The sequence below is a fragment of the Micromonospora sp. CPM1 genome (genome assembly GCF_023896895.1).
GTDB classification, from domain to species: domain Bacteria; phylum Actinomycetota; class Actinomycetes; order Mycobacteriales; family Micromonosporaceae; genus Micromonospora; species Micromonospora tulbaghiae.
The window spans coordinates 1-19253 of record NZ_JAMHIU010000026.1; the positions used below are offsets into that span (position 1 = coordinate 1).

At 74.4% G+C, this 19253-nt stretch carries 16 protein-coding genes; 9 read left to right on the forward strand and 7 right to left on the reverse strand.

Annotated elements, in window-relative coordinates:
• The first annotated feature begins 103 nt into the window (after nucleotides 1-103).
• Together M8C11_RS25480 and M8C11_RS25485 are read left to right on the forward strand one after the other, a co-directional pair.
• On the forward strand, nucleotides 104-775 hold the full coding sequence (locus M8C11_RS25480; RefSeq protein ID WP_120573303.1) for a BON domain-containing protein: 672 nt from the start codon (nucleotides 104-106) through the stop codon (nucleotides 773-775).
• A 133-nt stretch (nucleotides 776-908) separates the two neighbouring features.
• The gene (locus M8C11_RS25485) at nucleotides 909-1967 is read left to right on the forward strand and encodes a glycosyltransferase family 4 protein (protein WP_252453916.1); all 1059 of its coding nucleotides are present in this window, start codon (nucleotides 909-911) and stop codon (nucleotides 1965-1967) included.
• A gap of 4 nt (nucleotides 1968-1971) precedes the next feature.
• On the opposite strand, the gene M8C11_RS25490 is transcribed toward M8C11_RS25485, so the two are convergent.
• On the reverse strand, nucleotides 1972-3507 hold the full coding sequence (locus M8C11_RS25490) for a serine/threonine-protein kinase (RefSeq protein ID WP_252453834.1): 1536 nt from the start codon (nucleotides 3505-3507) through the stop codon (nucleotides 1972-1974).
• A 177-nt stretch (nucleotides 3508-3684) separates the two neighbouring features.
• Here M8C11_RS25490 and M8C11_RS25495 point away from each other — a divergent pair, with 177 nt between their 5' ends.
• The 5 genes from M8C11_RS25495 to M8C11_RS25515 all read left to right on the forward strand — a co-directional run bounded on the left by M8C11_RS25495 (nucleotide 3685) and on the right by M8C11_RS25515 (nucleotide 10011).
• Nucleotides 3685-4518 (forward strand): patatin-like phospholipase family protein, encoded by an 834-nt coding sequence (locus M8C11_RS25495; protein ID WP_091422409.1) that lies wholly within the window; start codon nucleotides 3685-3687, stop codon nucleotides 4516-4518.
• Entirely contained in the window at nucleotides 4519-5544 is a 1026-nt protein-coding gene (locus M8C11_RS25500) for a 1-acyl-sn-glycerol-3-phosphate acyltransferase (RefSeq protein ID WP_252453836.1), read from the forward strand.
• Between the two features lie 56 nt (nucleotides 5545-5600).
• Nucleotides 5601-5921, forward strand: coding sequence for a divalent-cation tolerance protein CutA (gene cutA / locus M8C11_RS25505; protein ID WP_104114519.1), 321 nt, complete (start codon nucleotides 5601-5603; stop codon nucleotides 5919-5921).
• Nucleotides 5922-5968: 47 nt separating this feature from the next.
• Nucleotides 5969-9385, forward strand: coding sequence for an SCO7613 C-terminal domain-containing membrane protein (locus M8C11_RS25510; RefSeq protein ID WP_252453839.1), 3417 nt, complete (start codon nucleotides 5969-5971; stop codon nucleotides 9383-9385).
• 257 nt (nucleotides 9386-9642) lie between these two features.
• Nucleotides 9643-10011: a hypothetical protein gene (locus tag M8C11_RS25515; protein WP_252453842.1), complete on the forward strand. Its 369-nt coding sequence runs from the start codon at nucleotides 9643-9645 to the stop codon at nucleotides 10009-10011.
• 106 nt (nucleotides 10012-10117) lie between these two features.
• On the opposite strand, the gene M8C11_RS25520 is transcribed toward M8C11_RS25515, so the two are convergent.
• Complete coding sequence (locus M8C11_RS25520; protein WP_308212784.1) at nucleotides 10118-10897, reverse strand: glucose 1-dehydrogenase; 780 nt, start codon at nucleotides 10895-10897, stop codon at nucleotides 10118-10120.
• Between the two features lie 285 nt (nucleotides 10898-11182).
• Between M8C11_RS25520 and M8C11_RS25525 the strand changes: the two genes are divergently transcribed.
• Both M8C11_RS25525 and M8C11_RS25530 read left to right on the forward strand, forming a co-directional pair.
• Nucleotides 11183-12235, forward strand: coding sequence for an acyl-CoA desaturase (locus M8C11_RS25525; RefSeq protein WP_252453848.1), 1053 nt, complete (start codon nucleotides 11183-11185; stop codon nucleotides 12233-12235).
• Between the two features lie 120 nt (nucleotides 12236-12355).
• On the forward strand, nucleotides 12356-13504 hold the full coding sequence (locus M8C11_RS25530; protein WP_252453851.1) for an FHA domain-containing protein: 1149 nt from the start codon (nucleotides 12356-12358) through the stop codon (nucleotides 13502-13504).
• Nucleotides 13505-13582: 78 nt separating this feature from the next.
• Here the strand turns inward: M8C11_RS25530 and rocD are convergent, their stop codons facing one another.
• The 5 genes from rocD to M8C11_RS25555 form a co-directional block, all read right to left on the reverse strand.
• Nucleotides 13583-14797, reverse strand: coding sequence for an ornithine--oxo-acid transaminase (gene rocD / locus M8C11_RS25535; protein WP_199733096.1), 1215 nt, complete (start codon nucleotides 14795-14797; stop codon nucleotides 13583-13585).
• Nucleotides 14797-15612: a dimethylargininase gene (gene ddaH, locus M8C11_RS25540; protein WP_199733097.1), complete on the reverse strand. Its 816-nt coding sequence runs from the start codon at nucleotides 15610-15612 to the stop codon at nucleotides 14797-14799. Before ddaH ends, rocD begins: the two co-directional genes overlap by 1 nt.
• 289 nt (nucleotides 15613-15901) lie before the next feature.
• Entirely contained in the window at nucleotides 15902-16798 is an 897-nt protein-coding gene (locus M8C11_RS25545) for a thrombospondin (protein WP_252453854.1), read from the reverse strand.
• A gap of 135 nt (nucleotides 16799-16933) precedes the next feature.
• Nucleotides 16934-18391, reverse strand: coding sequence for an RICIN domain-containing protein (locus tag M8C11_RS25550; RefSeq protein ID WP_252453857.1), 1458 nt, complete (start codon nucleotides 18389-18391; stop codon nucleotides 16934-16936).
• 5 nt (nucleotides 18392-18396) lie between these two features.
• On the reverse strand, nucleotides 18397-19146 hold the full coding sequence (locus M8C11_RS25555; protein WP_252453859.1) for a cellulose binding domain-containing protein: 750 nt from the start codon (nucleotides 19144-19146) through the stop codon (nucleotides 18397-18399).
• Nucleotides 19147-19253 lie beyond the last annotated feature (107 nt).

The following is a 19253-nucleotide window of genomic DNA, read 5'->3' on the forward strand; positions in this document are numbered from 1 at the left end:
GTGACGGAGCCAAGGGGGTTGGCTCCGTCACCCGCCGCCCCTCCTCGTTTCTCACCCGGTACGGGTGAGCACGCCTCACCCGTACCGGCGGCAGGCTCGGGGCATGACCACCACGTCCGCCGTGCGTACCGACCAGGAGATCCAGCGCGACGTCCTCGCCGAACTGGACTGGGACGCGCAGACCCGGGCCACCGAGGTCGGCGTGACCGTGTCGCGGGGCGTCGTCACGCTCACCGGGCAGGTGGACAGCTACGCCCGGCGGTGGGCCGTCGAGCGCTGCGCGCACCGGGTACGCGGCGTACGGGCGGTCGCCAGTGACCTGGCGGTCGACCTGCCCGCCACGGACCTGCGTACCGACGCCGACATCGCGATCGCGGCGAGCCGGGCGCTGGAGTGGGACAGCTTCGTGCCCGCCGAGCGGCTGGACGTGACGGTGGCCGACGGCTGGGTGATGCTGCGCGGCGAGGTCGAGTTCGGCTTCCAGCGCCGTACCGCCGAACGGGAGCTGCGCCGGCTGCGCGGCGTACGCGGCGTGACGAACCTGGTCGAGGTGCGGCCACCGACCCCGCCGAGCGACGAGCAGAAGCGGCTCGACCTGCGCAGCCTGCTGCTGCGGCGCACCGGAACCGAGCGGATCGACGCCCGGGTCGACGGCGACACAGTGGTGCTCGACGGCGTGGTGAGCGCCTGGTGGCAGCGGGAGGACGCGGAACGGGCCGCCTGGGCGCTGCCCGGCGTACGGGAGGTGCACGTCGGGATCGTGGTGGCCGGCTGAACGGCTGTCGTTTACCGCGGGCCGGGTCGGGAACCCGCGCCCAGCGGGGTACGCCGGGGACCGACGGGGAGGACTCGTGGCCGTGAACCAGCAGTCCCCGGAGCGCGCGTGGGCCGGTCCGTTGCGGATCGCCATGGTGGTGCCGCCGTGGCTGTCCGTGCCGCCGCCCGGCTACGGCGGGCTGGAGACGGTGGTGGCGGGCCTCGTCGACGCGCTCGTCGACCGGGGGCACCGCGTCACGCTGTTCGGCGCCGGCACCGAGCACGGAACCGCCGCCGACTTCGTCTCCACCTGCGACGACCTCCAGTACGAGCGGATGGGCGAGTCGCTGCCCGAACTGGCGCACCTGGCCCACGTGGACCGCCTGGTCGACCCGGCCGGCTTCGACCTGATCCACGACCACACCACGATCGGCCCGATGGTGGCCGGCCGCCGCCGGGTGCCCACCGTGGCCACCGTGCACGGCAACCCGGTCGGCGAGTACGGCACGGTGCTCGGCAACACCGACAACGGGGTGGGGCTGGTCGCGATCTCGCACACCCAGCGCCGGGCGAACCCGGGGCTGCCCTGGGCCGGCACCGTGCACAACGCGATGCCGCTGCGGGACATCCCGCGCAAGCGCAGCCCGGGCGCGGGCCCGGTGCTCTGGCTGGCCCGGTTCAGTCCGGACAAGGGCCCGGACGTGGCGATCGCGGCCTGCCGGGCGGCCGGGCTGCCGCTCACGCTCGCGGGCAAGTGCAACGAGCCGGCCGAGCGCCGCTACCTGGAGCAGGTGGTCCGGCCGCTGCTCGGCGACGACGTGACGCCCGTGGTGAACGCCGACCGGGCGACCGCGCTGCGGATGCTGCTGGACGCCCGCTGCCTGATCATGCCGATCCAGTGGGCGGAGCCGTTCGGCATGGTGATGGTGGAGGCGATGGCGACCGGTACGCCCGTGGTGGCGCTGGGCCGGGGCGCGGTGCCGGAGCTGGTCCGTGACGGGGTCACCGGTTTCGTCTGCGACGACCCGGGCGAGCTGCCGGCGGCGTTGCGGGCGGCGGCGGACCTGGACCCGGCGGACTGCGTGGCGCACGTGGCGGAGAACTTCTCGGTGGAGCGGATGGCCGCCGACTACGAGGCGGTCTACCGGGGCTTCCTGGCCGCGCGGAAGCCCGCACGGGCACCCCGGACGGTCGCGCCGGCCGTCGGCTGACCCGTCAGGTCTGCCCCGCCACGAGTTCCGCCGCTGCGGCATCGAGTCGCCGCGCGTACCCGGGGCTGATGCTGCCCTCGCGGCGACGCTCGTCGATCTTGCCGCGGAGCCGGTCCACGGCGGCGGTCACCTCGGTCTCGCCGTTCGCGGCGACCGCGTTGCGCAGCAGGTTCCGCAGGTCCACCCCGACGTCCTCGCGGATCTGGCCCTCGGTCAGCCCGGCCTCGATCAGCCCGTCCACCCGTTCGGCGGCGTCGGCCTGACCGGCGGCCGGCGGGCGGGCGCCGCCCGTCGACGGCGGAGTAGTCGGCGCGGCCGGCGGCGTGGTGGCCGGCGCCTCGGCCACCGGCGGTTCGGCGGTCGACGGCTGTACCGGCCCGGCGGTCGGCAGCACCCGGGGGCCGGCGGGCCGGTCCGGTGTCAGCGCGGATGCCAGCAGCACCGCCGCGGCGACCACTGCGACGCCGACGGCCGCCAGCGTGAGGGTCCGGCGCCGGCCCGGCGCGGCGGCCGGGACCGGCGGCGCGTCGGGGACCTGTCCCGGCTCCGGAACCGGCGGCGCGGCGGGAACCTGCCCCGATTCCGGGACCGGCGGCGCGGCGGGAACCTGGTCCGGGGCCGGCGGCGCGGCCGGGCCGGCCGGCGGCGGGGAGGTCAGGGCGGGCAGCGTCATGGTCGGCGCCAGCATGGTGGCCGCCTGCGGGTCCGCGGGCAGCATCTGGTCGCGCAGCACGGCGGCGACCCGGCGCGCGGTGGGCCGGCGACGCGGGTCGCGGGCCAGGCAGCGCAGGCAGATCTCCGCGACCGGGCCGGGCAGCCCCGGTACGTCGTCCAGTGTGGGCTCCGGGCTGTCCGCCAGCGCCGCGCTCAGTTGCTCCCAGGTCTCCGCCGGGTACGGCGGCTGCCCGGTCAGCGTCTCGAACAGCAGCACGCCGAGCGAGTACACGTCGGTGGCGGGCTGGGCGGGCGCGCCGTCGAGCCGTTCCGGGGCCACGTACGCCGGGGTGCCGAACGTGCCGCCGTCCTCGTCGTCGTCCGGCGTGCCGATCCGGGTGGCGATGCCGAAGTCGAGCACCTTCGCGCCGGTGGCGGTCATCATCACGTTGGCCGGGGTCACGTCGCGGTGCACGATGCCGAGCCGGTGTGCCGCGGCCAGCGCCTCGGCCACCTGCGCGCCGGTCTCCACCGCCGTCGGCCAGGGCAGCGGCCCCTGGGTCAGCAGGTGTTCCAGCTCCTCGCCGCTGAGCAGCTCCATCACCACGAACGAGGTGATCGAGCCGTCCGGGGCCACCGTCTCGCCGTAGTCGTGCACGGCGGTGACGTGCGGATGGTCGAGCTGGGCGGCCGAGCGGGCCTCCTCGCGCACCATGTCGCGGAACCGCGCGTCGGCGGCGAGCGAGGGGGCGAGCACCTTCACCGCCACCACCCGGTCGAGCACCTCGTCGCGGGCACGCCAGATCACCGACATGCCACCGGCGCCGATCCGGTCGATGAGCCGGTACCGCCGGGCCAGCAGACGGCCGGCCTGGAGTGTCGCCATCAGCTCGCACCTGCCTGGGCTCGGGAGCGCTATCAGGTTGCGTGAATGTGTCTTACCTGTCAACAGTCCCCGCGGAGCCGATTGCGCGGCGCGCATCAGCGATGGCTCGCGGTGACGGCCGGGACCAGCGGGGACGGCCCGCCCGGCCGATTGTGGGCCGCGTGCCAGGATGAACGCATGGCAGCGGGTCCGGTGGCGTTCGTGCTCGGCGGCGGGGGAGTGCTCGGCGCGGTCGAGGTGGGGATGCTGCGTGCCCTGTTCCGCGCGCGGATCAAACCCGACCTGGTGCTGGGCACGTCGATCGGCGCGGTCAACGGCGCCCTGGTCGCCGCCGACCCGACCGAGGCGGTCACCGACCGGCTGGTCCGGCTCTGGGCGTCACCCGAGGCCAGCGAGGTGTACGGCGACTCGGTCGCCCGGCAGCTGCGCCGGTTCGCCGCCCGTACCCACCTGCACTCGCCCCGCCCGCTGTACCGCCTGCTGGAGAGCACGCTGGGCGAGGAGACCACCTTCGCCGACCTGGCCGTGCCGTTCCGCTGCTGCGCCGCGAACATCGAGCGTGCCGCCGAGCACTGGTTCCACACCGGACCGCTGGTGCCGGCGGTGCTCGCGTCCGCCTCGGTGCCCGGTCTGCTGCCCCCGACCCAGATCGACGGTCAGCACTACATCGACGGCGGGGTGGTCAACTCGATCCCGGTCGGCGAGGCGGTCCTGCTCGGCGCGAAGCAGATCTTCGTACTCCAGGTGGGCCGGATCGAACGCGAGCTGAGCCCGCCGCGCCGCCCCTGGGAGATCGCCCAGGTGGCGTTCGAGATCGCCCGCCGGCACCGGTTCGCGCGGGAGATGGCGGCACTGCCCGAGGACGTCGAGGTGCACGTGCTGCCCACCGGCGGGCTGGAGCCGCGCGACGACAGCCCGTGGGCGTACCGGGACACGGCGGCGGTGGGACGGCGGATCAGCCGGGCGTACACTGCCTCCCGCCGATACCTGGACACCGCGCTGGAGCGCTGAATGCCGCTGCCGCCCCGCTGGCTACGCCGGCTGGTGCTCGCTCCTGGAGTGGTGCTGCTGGCCGTCCTCGTGGTGACCACGCTGCCCGGCTGGGCGCTGCTGGCGCTCGCCGCGTCCCCGCTGGTGCCGGGACGGCTGCGCCCGCTGCGGCTGCTCTGGATCGGCACCGTCTACCTGGTCTGGGACGCCGCCGCGCTGCTCGCCCTGTTCCTGCTCTGGCTCGCCTCGGGCTTCGGCGCGTACAAGCGCGCGCCGGCCCTCCAGCGGGCCCACTACGTGCTGGCCGGCTGGTTCCTGCGGTTCATGTTCTGGCAGGCCCGGTGGACGCTGCGGCTGAGCATCGACGTGGTCGGCACCGACCCGGACACCGCCCTGCCGGGCCGCCCCGAACTGGTGGTCTGCCGGCACGCCGGGCCGGGCGACTCGTTCATCCTGATCCACGCGCTGGTGAACTGGTTCAAGCGGGAACCCCGGATCGTGCTCAAGGAGACGCTCCAGTGGGATCCGGCCATCGACGTGCTGCTCAACCGGTTGCCCAACCGGTTCATCGCGGCCGGGCCGGACGGGCGGGGCTCGGTGGTGCGGCAGATCGCGCACCTGGCCACCGGCCTGGACGACGACGACGCCTTCGTGATCTTCCCGGAGGGCGGCAACTTCACCCCGTCGCGGCGGCTGCGCGCGATCGACCGGCTGCGGTCGCTCGGCCTGGAACGGATGGCGCGGCGGGCCGAGCGGATGCAGCACGTGCTCGCCCCGCAGCCGGGCGGGCTGCTCGCCGCGCTCGACGCCGCGCCGGACGCCGGGGTGATCTTCGTGGCGCACACCGGCCTGGACCAGATGCTCACCGTCGCGGACGTGTGGCGCGAGCTGCCGATGGACAAGCGGATCGTGATGCGGTTCTGGTCGGTGCCGCCGGAGGAGGTCCCGACCGGCGAGCAGGAACGCATCGACTGGCTGTTCGACTGGTGGGCCCGCATCGACACCTGGATCGCGGCCAACCGCAACGGCGCGGCCGACGACGCCTGAGCGGAATCGCCGCGCGTGTTCAGCGCGGTGCCAGGTCCGCCGCGTAGGGTGCGCTGGTGGACCAGATCTGCGTGGTGACGACTGTGGTGGACGCCCGCGGGGTGGCGGACGTGCTGGCGGCCGCGGCCGTCGCCGGCCGGCTCGCGGCCTGCGCCCAGGTCGGCGGCCCGGTGGACAGCACCTACTGGTGGCAGTCGGCGATCCAGACCACCGCCGAGTGGCAGGTACGGTTCAAGACCGCACCGGACCGGGTCGACGCCCTGGTCGACCAGCTCCGCGCCAACCACCCGTACGAGGTGCCGGAGATCCTGGTCAGCCGGGAGGACAGCGGCAACCCCGCGTACACCACCTGGGTACACGAGCAGACCCGGCCCTAGGTACTCCTACTCTGTCCGTCCGCCCCGCCGCTGACGAAGCTGGCGGGGTGGAGAACACCGGCTACCCCTGCCCCGGTTGCGGCGCCCCGGCCGACCTCGTCGCCGGCTGCCGCACCTGCGGCCGTCCGCCCTACCCGCCCGCCGCCGAGGTGGTCCGGCTGGACCGGGAGATCGCCGAGCTGGCGCCGCGCGTCGAGGCGGCCCGGCTCGCGTACCAGGATCTGTCCGGCCGGCTGGTCACGGCCCGGCAGCGGCGGGCGGCGCTGGCCGCCCGGATCCGCCAGGAGATCCCCGCGCCGCGCGCCGCCGGTCCCGCGCCGCTGCCGGCGCCGACGCCGCCGCGTCCGGTTCCGGTTCCACCCACCCCCGCGGTACGCCCCGGCGGCGCGGAGACCTCCACCCGCGCGGTCCAGGGCCTGCTGTTCGTCCTCGGTGGACTGCTGCTCGGCACCGCCGCCGTGGTGTTCACCGCCGTCGCGTGGGCCACGTTCGGGGTGGCCGGCCGGGCGCTGATCCTGCTCGCCGTCACCGCGCTCGCCCTGGTCGCGCCGCTCGTCGCCCGGGCGCGCGGGCTGCGCGGCACCGCCGAGACGCTCGCCTCGGTGGCGCTGCTCCTGGTGGTCCTGGACGGGTACGCCGCCTGGTCGGTGGACCTGTTCGGGGTGACCGGCCTGCCCGGCAGCCGGTACGCGGCGCTGGTGACGGCGATCGGTGCGGCGGTGGCGGCCGGGTACGCCCTGGTCAGCCGCCTCACCGCACCCTGGTTCGCGGCGTGGCTGCTCGCGCAGCCGGTGCTGCCGCTGGCCGCTGCGGCGTTCCGGCCGACTGCCGCCGGCTGGGCGCTGGTGCTGACCGCCGTGGCGCTCGGCGACCTCGCGGTGGTGGTCGCGCTGCGCCGCCGTACCTCCGGCACGCGCGCGGCGCTGGTGGCCGGGCGGGTGCTGGGCTGGACCGGGCACGGCGTGGCGCTGGTCCTGGCGGCCGGCTGCGCGCTGGTGCCGCTGGCGCTCGGCCACGCGGCGGGTACCCCGCTGCTGGCCGGCGGTCCGCTGCTGGTGGTGGCGCTGGCAGTGGTCGCCGGCGCGCTCGCCGCCGGTGGCCGCCTCTGGCGCGGGACGGCCGCCGGGCTGCTGGTGCCGGTGCTCGCGGTCGCGTTGGTCCGGCCGGTCGGCGAGCTGCGTCCCGGTCTGCTGCTGCTCGCCGCCGGCCTGGTGGTGGCGGCGCTCGCCGGTGCGGTCCGGGCGCTGCCGGCGCCGGTCCGGACCGGCCCGCTCGTGGGCGCGCTCGCCGTGGCCGCCGCGCTGGGCCAGGTCACGGTCGTGCTCACCGGCATGGTCGGCGCGGCCACCGCGACTGCCGGCTTCCCGGCCTGGCAGGGCGGCCGGGACGTGCCGGTTCCGTCCTGGGGCTGGCAGCTCCCGGTGGCCCTGCTGCTGACCGCCGGGGCGGTCGCGCTGCTGACGCCCCGGGCCGTCCGGCCGCTCGCCGGCGTGGCGGCCGCCGGGCTGGTCGCCCTCGCGGTGCCGGCCGTGACGGTGACGCCGTGGCCGCTGGTGCTGGTCGTGGACCTCGCGGCGGCCACCGCGCTGCTGCTGGCGGCGGTGGTCCGGCCGCGCGGGGGACGGGTCGTCGTGCCGGCCGCCGCGTCGGCCGGGGCGGTGCTGCTCGGGCACGCGCTGCTGGTCGGCTGCGCCGCCCCGGCCAGTGCCGTCGCCGTACTCGCCGTCACGGTGGTGCTCGGCGCGGCGCTCGCCACGCTGGGCCGGCGCGGACAGGGCGCGCAGCCGGTCGTCGGCGGCGTCGCGCTCGCGGTGGCGCTGATCGCCGTACCGGCGGGCGTGGCGGTCGCGCTGCTCGGCCTCGGCGCGCCGGCCTGGTGGCAGCTGCGCGGTGCGACCGCCGCCGTCGTGGTGCCGGTGGTCGTCGTCCTCGCCGTCCGTCGCCTGTGGACCGACCTGAGCGGGTACGCCTCGACGGGGCTCGCCGTGGCGCTCGCCGGGGTCGGCCTCGGGCCGCTCGTCGCGCCGGGCGGGGAACCGGTGGCGCTGTACGCCGCGGTGGGGGTGCTGCTGGCGCTCGCCGCCGGTGCCGGCTCCCGGCCGGCGGCCGCGCCGCGTGCGGTGGGTGCCGCGCTTGCCGGATTGGCTCTGCTGGCCGGCGCGCGGACCGTGCTGCTGGTGTTCGCGAACCTGCCGGTGCGGCCCGGGGCCGGGGTGCCCGCCGCCGCGACGGCGTCCGCCGAGACCGCCCGCGCCGGGCTGGTGCTGCTGCTCCTGGGTGCCGCCGCCGGGGCGTACGCCGCGACGGATCACCGCGTCGCGTGGTGGCTCGCCGCGTCGCCGTTCGGCGCGGTGGCGCTGCCCGTGCTGGCGGAGGCGGCCGGGGCGCCGTGGCCGGTGGTGCCGGCTGTGGCGTTCGGGATCGGGCTGGCCGCGCTGCTGGCCGCCGCGCTCACCGGTGCGCACCGCGCGGTGCTCGTGCCGCTGGGCGTGGTGCTGGCCGTTCCCGGGTTCGGCGGCCTGCTCGCCACCCGCGCCGCGACGCTCGCCGCGCTCGGTGTGCTGGTGGTGGCCGGTGCGGTGACAGGGGTGGCCGGACGGCCGGCGGTGGTCCGGATCGTGGGGTGGCTGGGCGCCGTCACGGCGGCCACCGGGTTCGCTGTCGTCGCGTCACTCACGGCCGGCCAGCCGCTGCGTACCGGAGCCTTCGCGGTCCTCGCCGTCGCGGCCGTGACGCTGCACGCGGCGCCACTGCTGCGGCTGATCCGATCGGGCGGCCCGGACGGCGTCGGCGCAGAGCGGGCCGGCGCGTGGGCGCTGGAGGCGGCGGCGCAGGCCGTGGCGCTGCTCGCGCTGCTGCTCGCGAGCGGCTCGTTGCGGCACGCGGCGGCGGTCTGCGTGCTGTGGGGCGTGGCCGTCGCGGTCCGGGTGCTGCGCCGGGGCGAGTCGCCGGCCGGGCGTCGCGCGCTGGCGGCGGTGGCCGCGGGCAGCGAGCTGGTCGGCGGCTGGCTGGTGCTCGCCGCGCGCGGGGTGGTCGTGCTGGAGGCGTACACGCTGCCGGCGGCGGCGCTCGCCCTGGGCGCCGGGGTGCTGGCGCTGCGGCACCGGCCCGGGCTGACCAGCTGGCTGGCGCTCGGCCCCGGGCTCGGCGCGGCGTTGCTGCCGAGCCTGGTGTCGGTGCTGGTCCTCGGTGAGCCGCAGCCGTGGCGGCGGCTGGCGCTCGGCGCGGCGGCAGTGGCAGTGGTGTTCGCCGGGGCGGCCCGGCGCTGGCAGGCGCCGGTGGTGCTGGGTGCGGCCACGCTGGTGCCGCTGGCGCTGCACGAGTTGGCCCGGGGCTGGGACCTGCTGCCGCGCTGGATCTTCCTCGGCCTCGGCGGGCTGCTGCTGATCGGGCTGGCCGCCACCTACGAGCGGCGCCGGCGCGACGTGGTCCGGCTGCGCGACGCCGTCGCCCGGCTCGGTTGAGCCGAGCGACGAAGCCCTCTCACCCACAGTGGTGAGAGGGCTTCGTCGCGTCAAAATTGATCGACGGCAATTATTGCTCCGTAACATCGACGCCGCGAAGGGGGCAGGGAAAGCGGGTCCCGAGAGCTCAACGCGTAGCGGGGCCGGCGTGGGTGCCGGCAGGGCGAACAAAGAAGGGCGTGTGCCATTGAGCAAGATCCGACGAACGCCCATATCCCTCTCAGCGAGTGGCGAGGCTGGTCGTCCTGGAGCAAGCCATGAGTGAGGTCCGGTTCCCTGACTTGAGGAACGAGATGGTTCGGGCCGTCAAAGCCCTGGCAGACCCGGCTTATCAGTGGTCGGCATGGGTTCGAAGGGAACTGCCGCCCGGCGGATACGACGAGTTCACCCATCGCATCCATATCCTTTACGACGACACGCAGGTCCTGGAGGATCCGGATGCAGCGATCGGCATCTACCTCAGATCTCAGGAGGAAGCTGATGCACTGCGGGGATTGGCGCAGGCGCTCGATTCGCTGTTCGACGAGTGTGGCACCGAGCTTCCTGACGAAGCCTACCTGCGGGCACCTGGTTGGCCGGCGGTGGTGGAGGCTGCGAACAGGACGTTGTCCAGCTTCGACGGATAGCGCGTAGCAGAAGAGTTCGCCGTGGCTCGCGGGCCGGGTGGCGTCTGAACGAGACGCCACCCGGCTTCCGCGACCGGGAACCGGGCTCGGATGGCACCGGTGCGTCTCACCTGATCGGCGAACCACCGTCGACCGGGATGGTGTGGCCGTGGATGAAGGACGCGTCGTCGCTGGCGAGGAAGCAGACCGCGCGGGCGATCTCGTGCGGCTCGCCGTACCGGCCGGCGGGCGCCTGCATGGTCAGGTCGTAGAACGGGAAGTCGCTGGTGATCTCCGCACCCTCGAAGGCGGCGGTCTTGATCACGCCGGGGCCGATGCCGACCGCGCGGATGCCCTGGTGGCCGTAGTCGTAGGCGATCTGCTTGGTGAGCCCGATGACGCCGTGCTTGGCGGTGGTGTACTCCGCGCCGACCTCGCTGGCGACCACGCCGGACGCCGACGACACGTTGATCACCACACCCTTGCCGTGCTCCAGCATGTGCGGCAGCGTGGCCTTCGTGGCGAGGAAGACGCCCTTCAGGTCGACCTCCATGACGCGGTCCCACTGGTTGTTCTCGATCTCCAGCAGCGGCACGTACGCGCCGAACACCCCGGCGTTGTTCACCAGCACGTCGATGCGCCCGTACGCGTCGAGGGCGGCGCTCACCATGGCGCGGACCGAGTCCTCGTCGGTGACGTCGGCCGCCACCGCGACCGCGTCGCCGCCGGCTTCCTTGACGCGCGTGACCGTCGCCTCGGCGCGCTCCAGGGAGAGGTCGGAGACGACCACCTTCGCGCCCTCGGCGGCCAGCTCGACGCACATGGACATGCCGAGTCCGGAGCCGACCTGGTCCGGGCTGAAGCCGCCGCCCGTCACCAACACCACCTTGTCCGTCAATCCACGCACCGCGCTGTCTCCCGTCTGTCGATCATCGTGCGGCCTGCACCTCGGCCGTTCGGATGAATGGCCCTCATCTTTACGTACAGATTAGCTGGTCAGAGGGGGTGCGCCCACCGGCGGCAGGGTTCGCGACGATGTGACGAAGATCGTTTGCGGTGCTCCGGCCCGGAGGGGTAGGGACAGCACCACCCCGGAGCCGGGGGTCTGCGGGATTACCCAGGGCGACGATCATCGCAAGAATCGGTGACGGAGAGTCGCGTACGGAGCGTGGCTCGCGGCATCGGGGGAGACATGACTACTTCCACGTCGACGGAACCCGCGGCACGGCGGGGCAGCGACTACGCGCGGCTGTCCCGCCGGGTCGCCGAGGCGGGACTGCTCGAGCGGCGGCCCGGCCGGTACGCGCTGCGGATCGCGCTCACGCTCGGCGCGTTCCTGACCGGCTGGCTCGTGGTGGCGCTCGTCGGCGACTCGTGGTGGCAGGTGCCGCTGGCCGTGGTGATGGCGGTGGCCACCACGCAGGTGGCGTTCCTCGGCCACGACGCCGGGCACCGGCAGATGTTCCGCCGGCGCGGGCCGAGCGAGGCGGCCGGACTGGTCGCCGGCAACCTGGCGGTCGGGCTCAGCTACGGCTGGTGGGTGGACAAGCACAACCGGCACCACGCCAACCCGAACCACACCGACGAGGACCCGGACGTCGGCGCGGGCGCGCTGGTCTGGACGTACGAGCAGGCCACGGCGACGCGCGGCCTGAGCCGGTGGATGGCCCGGCGCCAGGCGTGGCTGTTCTTCCCGCTGCTCCTGCTGGAAGGGCTGGCGCTGCACGTGGCGAGCGTGCAGGCACTCGTCGGCCGGGAGCCGGACGGGCGGTGGCGGGTGCCGATGCGGCACCGGGCGGTGGAGGCGCTGCTGCTCGCCGCGCACGCCGCCGGCTACCTCGGTCTGCTGTTCGCGGTCATGTCCCCGGCCAAGGCGCTGCTGTTCGTCGCCGTGCACCAGGGGCTCTGGGGGCTCTACATGGGCTGCTCGTTCGCCCCGAACCACAAGGGGATGCCGATGCCCACCGCCGACGACGAGCTGGACTACCTGCGCAAGCAGGTGCTGACCTCGCGCAACGTCCGCGGCGGCCGGTTCGTCGACCTGGCGCTGGGCGGGCTCAACTACCAGATCGAGCACCACCTGTTCCCGAACATGCCGCGCGCCAACCTGCGCCGGGCCCGGCCGCTCGTCATGGCGTACTGCGCCGAGCAGGGCGTCCCGTACGCGGAGACCGGGCTGTTCGAGTCGTACCGGCAGGCTCTGGCGCACCTGCACGACGTGGGCCGGCCGCTGCGCGCGGGCTGACCCGACCGGCTGCCGGTAGGGTCGTCGCATGGTGGAGGGCGCGCCACGGTGGTGGCGCGCGGCGCGGCGGGCCGACCGGCCCCGGCCGCGTCACGGGACGACATCGTGCGGAGCTGCGGCATGAGATTCGAGATCAGCAAGGTGCTCGACGCCATCGAGGGTCGGGTCTGCACCGACCCGTCGCTGGCCCGGGCCGTGGTCGACCTGGCCGAGGTCATCCGCTGGCAGAACCTGGACGGCGGCCGTCCGGCCAGCCTGCTGCGGCTCGGCATGGTGATCGACGCGCTGTCCCGGCAGATCGGCGAGGACAGCGTCCCGGTCTACGCGATCGTGCACCGGGCGCTGCTGTCCGACGCCGACCTGACCTCCAACGAGCGGATGGTGGTGCGTCGGTGGGCCGACGACGGCCTGGTGGAGGTGCTCGACCAGCCCGGTGACCGGATGCTGGAGGTGGCCGACCTGCTCGGCCTTCCGGTGCTCACCCGGGCGCGGCTGGACGGGCTCGTCGGGCGGTACCCGTGGATCGGGCAGGCGGGCCGGGTGCTCGCCCCGGTGCCCGGCGCCGGCGGGCCGGTCTTCATCGCGCACGTCGGCGGCGGCCAGGACCCGGCCACCGGCAGTCGATCGCCGGCCGGGGTCAAGGTGCTCTCCCGGAAGTGGCGCTGCCCCGAGCCGGGCTGCGCGCTGTTCGGCGGCGGCGGGGGCGGCGGCGCGTTCGCCGACCTGGCCGCCGTGGACCGGGTGCCGGCCGAGCAGCCGCCGCCCACGCTGCGTACCGGCGCGCCGACCTGCCCCCGGCACGGCGCGCGGCTCTCCGACGCCGGCCCGCGCCCGCGTACCGCTGTGCTCGCCGTGCGCATCGGCGGGCTGGTCCGCAAGCGGTTCGCGCTCACCGAGACCGAGCCGGTGGCGGTCGGCCGGGCGCCGGACGGGCCGGGCGGGGTGACGCTCGGCCAGTGGCTCAACGACGAGGCCCGGCGCTGGATCAGCCGCAGCCACATCCGCCTGGAGCTGCGGGTGGGCGAGGTGGTGGTCACCGACACCAGCACCAACGGCTCCGGCGTACGCCCGGGTGGCTCGATGGCCGAACAGGAGCGGCTCGCGCTGGCGCCGCAGCAGTCCCGGGTGCTCGCCGAGGGCGACCTGATCGAGCTGTACCCGGGCGTGCAGGTGGGCCGCGCCGACGACATGAGCAGCGACGCGAAGTACACCCCGAACTCGGTGATGGCCGAGGCGCCGACCATGGCGATGCGGCTGCCGCGTCCCTGACCGCACGTGCGAAGGCGCCGGGACCGTCGCGGTCCCGGCGCCTTCTCGCGTACGGAGTGAGCCTCGTCGCGTACGGCCTCAGCCGGCCAGCACGGCGGCGAGCTGCGCCACCGCGTGGTCGATCTCGTCGGCGGTGATCACCAGCGGCGGGGCGAGCCGGATGGTCGAGCCGTGCGTGTCCTTGGCGAGCACGCCCCGCTCCATCAGCCGCTCGCACGCCTGCCGGCCGGTCATCAGCGCCGGGTCGATGTCCAGCCCGGCCCACAGCCCGCGACCGCGTACCGCCACCAGGCCCTTGCCGATCAGGCCGCGCAGCCCGGCGTGCAGCCGTTCGCCCAGCTCGGCCGAACGGCGCTGGAACTCGCCGGTGGCGAGCAGCCGGACCACCTCGGTCGCGACCGCGCAGGCCAGCGGGTTGCCGCCGAACGTCGAGCCGTGCTGACCGGGCTGGAGCACACCCAGCACGTCGCGGTTCGCGGCCACCGCCGACACCGGCACGATGCCGCCGCCGAGCGCCTTGCCCAGCAGGTACATGTCCGGCTCGACGCCCTCGTGCTCGCAGGCGAACGTCGCGCCGGTACGCCCCAGGCCCGACTGGATCTCGTCGGCGACGAACAGCACGTTGCGCTCGGTGCAGACCCGGCGCACGCCCGGCAGGTAGCCCTCCGGCGGCACCACGACGCCCTGCTCACCCTGGATCGGCTCCAGCAGCACGGCCACCGTGTTCTCGTCGATCGCGGCGGTGAGCGCGTCCAGGTCGCCGTAGGGGACCACTGTGAAACCCGGGGTGTACGGCCCGAAGTCGGCGCGCGCGTCCTCGTCGGTGGAGAAGCTGACGATCGTGGTCGTACGGCCGTGGAAGTTGCCCTCCGCCACCACGATGTTGGCCTGGCCCGGCGTGACGCCCTTGACCTGGTAGCCCCACTTGCGGGCGACCTTGATGCCGGTCTCGACCGCCTCGGCGCCGGTGTTCATCGGCAGCACCAGGTCCTTGCCGCACAGCGCGGCCAGCTCGCGGCAGAAGTCGGCGAACTGGTCGTGGATGAACGCGCGGCTGGTCAGCGTGAGCCGGTCGAGCTGCGCGTGCGCGGCCTCGATCAGCTTCGGGTGCCGGTGGCCGAAGTTCAGCGCCGAGTATCCCGCCAGGCAGTCCAGGTAGCGGCGGCCGTCCACGTCGGTCAGCCAGGCGCCCTCGGCCGACGAGATCACCACGGGCAGCGGGTGGTAGTTGTGCGCCGTGTGACGCTCCGCGTCCCGGACCGCGGACGGAGTCCGCAGCATATCGTCGATGATCACTTGCTCGCCTTTCCCTGACGGAGTCGCAACGTGCAGCACTTCGGTCCGCCGCCGGCCTTGCGCAGCTCGGACAGGTCGATCCCGATGGTCTCGTAGCCCCGGTCGCGCAGCTTCGCGGCCAGGTCGGTGGCCTGCGCGGGCAGCACCACGTGCCGCCCGTCGCTCACCGCGTTCAGGCCCAGCACCTCGGCGTCGGCCATGGTGGCGTGGATCGCGTCCGGGAACAGCCGGCGCAGCACCGCCCGGCTGCCGGGGGAGAAGGCCTCCGGCAGGTACGCCACGGTGCGCTCGTCGAGCACCGTCAGCGCGGTGTCCAGGTGGTAGAAGCGGGGGTCCACGAGCTGCATGGTGATCACCGGGTAGCCGAAGACCTCCTGGAGCTGCGCGTGCGACGCGTGCGCGGTGCGGAACCCGGTGCCGGCGAGCAGGTGGTCGCCGGCCAGCAGGACGTCGCCCTCGCCCTCGTTGACGTGCTTCGGGTCGTACATCTCGAAGCCGGCGCCCTCGAACCAGGCCCGGTACGCGGGCGCCTCGTCGGCGCGCTGCGGGTCGCGGAACTGCACCGCCATGGCCTTGCCGTCGATCACGGTGCCGCCGTTCGCGGCGAAGACCATGTCCGGCAGGCCGGCGACCGGCTCGATCAGGTCGACCTCGTGGCCCAGGTCGAGGTACGTGCGCCGAAGCTGCTCCCACTGCCGGACCGCCAGGTCGGCGTCGACCGGGGCGGTGGGGTCCATCCACGGGTTGATCGCGTAGTCGACGGCGAAGTACGTCGGCCGGCACATCAGAAAGCGCTGGCGGATGGCGTCCATCGTCATGTCGTGCTCCCAGTGTCGGGCGCGCCCGGCCACGGTCGGCCCACGGGCTGGCGCCGTGGTCCAACGTTATGCGGCCCGGGTAGACGACATCCACCGCGAGAAGTTGCGTTGAGCAGCGAATCGTTGCGTTGAATCGGTCAGCGGTGAGCGATCATTGCGTCGACGCCGGACACACTTCGGGGGCGGCGAACCGCCGCCCCCGAAAGAGGTGTTGCCCGGCCGGTGAACCACCGGAGCTGATCAGGCTGCCGACGCCCCGCGTCGGCGATCGGGACAGTGCCCGTCAGAACCAGTTGCCAAACTGTGAGTCAAGCCACTCGCGGAACCGGCCCACCCAGTCGCCGTCGGTGGTGGGCCAGTCGAACTGGCCGGTCATCGCCACGATGCCGAGCACCACGGCGGCCAGGCCGACCGCGATGCCGATGAGCGCGTCGGTCTTGCCCGCCACGTGCCGGCGGCGGGTGGCGATCAGGCCCAGCACGGCGAGCACCGCGCCGGCCGCGCCGACGCCGATGCCGTACCCGGCGAGCGTGCCGGAGAGCACGAACAGCGCCCCGACCACCGAGACGATCAGGCCGAGCGTGGCGAGCAGGCTGGCCCGGGGACGCTTGGTGGTGTAGGGCTCCGGCCGGTCCACCCGGCCGTCGCGGTCTGCGTCCGTACCGTCGGGCCGGCCGTCCCGGTCCAGGTCGGTGCGGCCGTCGCGGTCGAGGCCGGTGCGGTCCGGGCGGCCGTCACGGTCCAGGTCGACGGTGCGCTCGGCGGCGGGCGTCGGGCCGACGGTCCGGGCGTCGGTCACCGGAGCGGTCCGCGTGTCGGCGTCGGCCCGCCGGCCGGTGACCGCGCGCGCCGCCGCGGCCCGGTCCGCGGCCCTCCGCCGCGCCTCCGCGTCCCGCTCGTCGTCGGCCGTCGCGATCCGGCCGTCGGTCGTGGTGGCCGCCGTCCGGCCGTCGCCGGCCGTCTTCGCGTCGAGGTCGCGGGCGTCCCGGTCGGTCGCCGCGTCCCGGGCGCGCTCGTCGTCGGTCGCCGTGGCGGCGCTGCGGTACGTGGTCCGCTCCTCGTCGCGGTCGGTGACCACCGGCCGGTCGGCCGGCTGCTCGGCGGTCCGGTCGCGCTCGTCGACCACGCCGTCGCCGTTGGTATCGGTCGCCGGAGAGTTCCGGCGGGACAGGATCTTCACGATGGCACCTCCTGATCCAGGCGCGGAGGCCGCGCATGACATGCAGGAAGTACCCAGGTGTGCCGAAATCGACACCCGCGGCCCGCTCCGCACGCTCCGACGACCGGCATCGGAGCGTGCGGAGATCGTCGGCGGTCAGGACACGGTGCGTGACCACTGCTGGTTGGTGCCCGCACCGCAGGTGTACTGCTGGACGTCCGCGCCGTCGCCGGTGCCGGCGTTCACCACGTCCAGGCACTTTCCGCTGTGCCGGGCCCGCAGCTGGAACCAGCCGCCGAGCGCGGCCCACTGCCACTGCTGGTTGGCGCCGCTGCCGCAGGTGTACTGGATGATGTTGGCGCCGTCGGCGGTGGACGCGTTCGCGACGTCCAGGCACTTGCCGCTCGCGGCGTTGACGAGGCGGAACCAGCCGCCGCCGGCGTCCTGGAACTCCCACCTCTGGTTGCCGCCGCCGTTCCAGCTCCACTGCTTGACCTCGGCGTTGTTCGCGGTGGAGCCGTTGATCACGTCGAGCACCCGGCCGCTGTGCCGGGCCGTGACGCGCTGGTACGCGGGCGAGTTGCCGGTGACGGTGCCCGCCGCGGTGTCGACTGTGACGGACGGATACCAGGTCAGGCTCATGCTGGTGGCGGTCGGGAAGCTGATCGGCAGCCACACGTACTGGGAGTCGTTGGCCGGGCCGCCCCAGGCACCCGCCCACCGGTCACCCAGATAGAGGTAGCCGGTGCCGGACGTGCCCTGGATCGGCAGCACGAAGGCCGGCTGGGAGTTGAACGTGGTGCCGTTGCCCACGTCGGTCCAGCCGCTCCACGGTCCCGAGATGCTCGGCGCGGTGGCGTACCGGGCCTGGTTCGGGCTCCAGCCCGTCGCCCCCGAGGTCAGCAGGAAGTAGGTGCTGCCCCGCTTGAACATCGCCGGCGCCTCCCGGTGCGCGCCGTCCCAGAAGTTGCCCACCAGAGCGGCGACGTTCAGGTAGTCCGACGTGAGCCGGTAGATGTGCAGGTCGTAGTTGTCGTCGGCGGCCGAGATCATGTACGCGGTGCCGTTGTCGTCGTAGAGCGTGATGTCGCGCGACATGTGCTGCCCGAGCGGCCGGAAGCTGCCGTGGTAGGTGTAGTTGCCGTCCACCGTGGCCGACGAGGCGACGGCGGCCCGCGCCTCGTTGTAGTCGGACCCGTTCTCCTTGTGCATCCACATCACGAACCGGCCGGTGCCGGCGTTGTAGACGACCTTCGGCCGCTCGATGTTGGCGACCCGCAGTTCGGCCGCCGACGACTGGGTGAGCACGTTGTTGCGGAACTCCCAGGTACGCAGGTCCGTCGAGCGGTAGACCGACACCGCCCGGAACGTGTTGTCCGGGTTGCGGTTCTCGCCGAACCAGTAGTAGTAGTCGCCGACCTTGAGCACGCCGCCGCCGTGGGCGTGCACCACGGCGCCGGTGGTGTCGGTGAACTGGGTGCCGTTGGTGACGGTCACCGGCGCCGCCAGCGCACCCGCCGGCGGCCCCAGCACCGTCGCCGCGAGGGCCACGGCGAGCACCAGCCCTGCCGCGAGGAGACGGCCGCTGCCGCCGTGCCGTGCCGTCCACCGCATGCCGGTCACCGCCCGCAGACCGGCGTGATCGTGGCAGGCGTCGCGCTGCTCGCCACCAGCAGGCCGAACGTGGTCGACGCGCCGGGCGCCAGCGTCCCGTTCCAGGAGGCGTTACGGACCACGATGTCCTGGCCGGAGCCCTCGGCCACCCCACCCCAGACCGACTGGATGCGCTCGTCACCGGCCCACCGCCAGGAGACCAGCCAGCCCGGGACCGGCTCGGTGCCGCCGTTGCGCACCGTCACCGTGGCGACGAAGCCGCCGCCCCACCTGCTGTCGATCGTTGCCGTCGCGGAGCAGAGCGACAGCGTGCGCGCCGGTCCGCCGATCACGTACGGATCCCGCGTGCCCTTGGTGTCGCCGAACCGGAACCAGTACTCGGTACCAGTGGCCAGGCCGCCGATGGTCACCGTGCCCGACCGTTCCGGCCCGGTGACGGCCTCGGCCACCGGATCGCGCCACGCGGTGGCGTCCTCGCGGCTGGCGAAAAGGCTGATGAGGAGCGGCGGGTCGTAGCCGCAGGGCGGGCTCAGCACCATCCAGTAGGTGATGCTGACGCTGGTCGTGGTGGCCCCCGTCACCTGGCCGGTGACCGGCAGCGCCGGCGGGCACGCGAACGTGGGCGTCGGGGTCGGCGTCGCCACCGAGGCGAGCGTCATCGTCGTGGTGGCGGGGGACCGGTCGGCACCGGCCGAGGCGGCCAGGCCGGTCAGGGCGAGGGCGGCGGCCAGTGCCGCGCCGAGCGTACGGAGCATCTGTCTCTCCCGAGCTGGGGGCGCCGGGGGCGGTCGGCGCCGGAGTGGTGGACCGCGATGTCGCCGCCGTGGCGGCACGGCGGAGTGCCGGAGACGACTGCCCGGCA

What these genes read in the sequence shown, in the direction of transcription:
- M8C11_RS25550 (WP_252453857.1), bottom strand. Translation starts at nt 18,391, where the DNA reads ATGCGGTGGACGGCACGGCACGGCGGCAGCGGCCGTCTCCTCGCGGCA.
- M8C11_RS25495 (WP_091422409.1), top strand. Translation starts at nt 3,685, where the DNA reads ATGGCAGCGGGTCCGGTGGCGTTCGTGCTCGGCGGCGGGGGAGTGCTC.
- M8C11_RS25500 (WP_252453836.1), top strand. Translation starts at nt 4,519, where the DNA reads ATGCCGCTGCCGCCCCGCTGGCTACGCCGGCTGGTGCTCGCTCCTGGA.
- M8C11_RS25555 (WP_252453859.1), bottom strand. Translation starts at nt 19,146, where the DNA reads ATGCTCCGTACGCTCGGCGCGGCACTGGCCGCCGCCCTCGCCCTGACC.
- M8C11_RS25530 (WP_252453851.1), top strand. Translation starts at nt 12,356, where the DNA reads ATGAGATTCGAGATCAGCAAGGTGCTCGACGCCATCGAGGGTCGGGTC.
- ddaH (WP_199733097.1), bottom strand. Translation starts at nt 15,612, where the DNA reads ATGGACGCCATCCGCCAGCGCTTTCTGATGTGCCGGCCGACGTACTTC.
- M8C11_RS25515 (WP_252453842.1), top strand. Translation starts at nt 9,643, where the DNA reads ATGAGTGAGGTCCGGTTCCCTGACTTGAGGAACGAGATGGTTCGGGCC.
- M8C11_RS25485 (WP_252453916.1), top strand. Translation starts at nt 909, where the DNA reads ATGGTGGTGCCGCCGTGGCTGTCCGTGCCGCCGCCCGGCTACGGCGGG.
- M8C11_RS25525 (WP_252453848.1), top strand. Translation starts at nt 11,183, where the DNA reads ATGACTACTTCCACGTCGACGGAACCCGCGGCACGGCGGGGCAGCGAC.
- M8C11_RS25490 (WP_252453834.1), bottom strand. Translation starts at nt 3,507, where the DNA reads ATGGCGACACTCCAGGCCGGCCGTCTGCTGGCCCGGCGGTACCGGCTC.
- M8C11_RS25480 (WP_120573303.1), top strand. Translation starts at nt 104, where the DNA reads ATGACCACCACGTCCGCCGTGCGTACCGACCAGGAGATCCAGCGCGAC.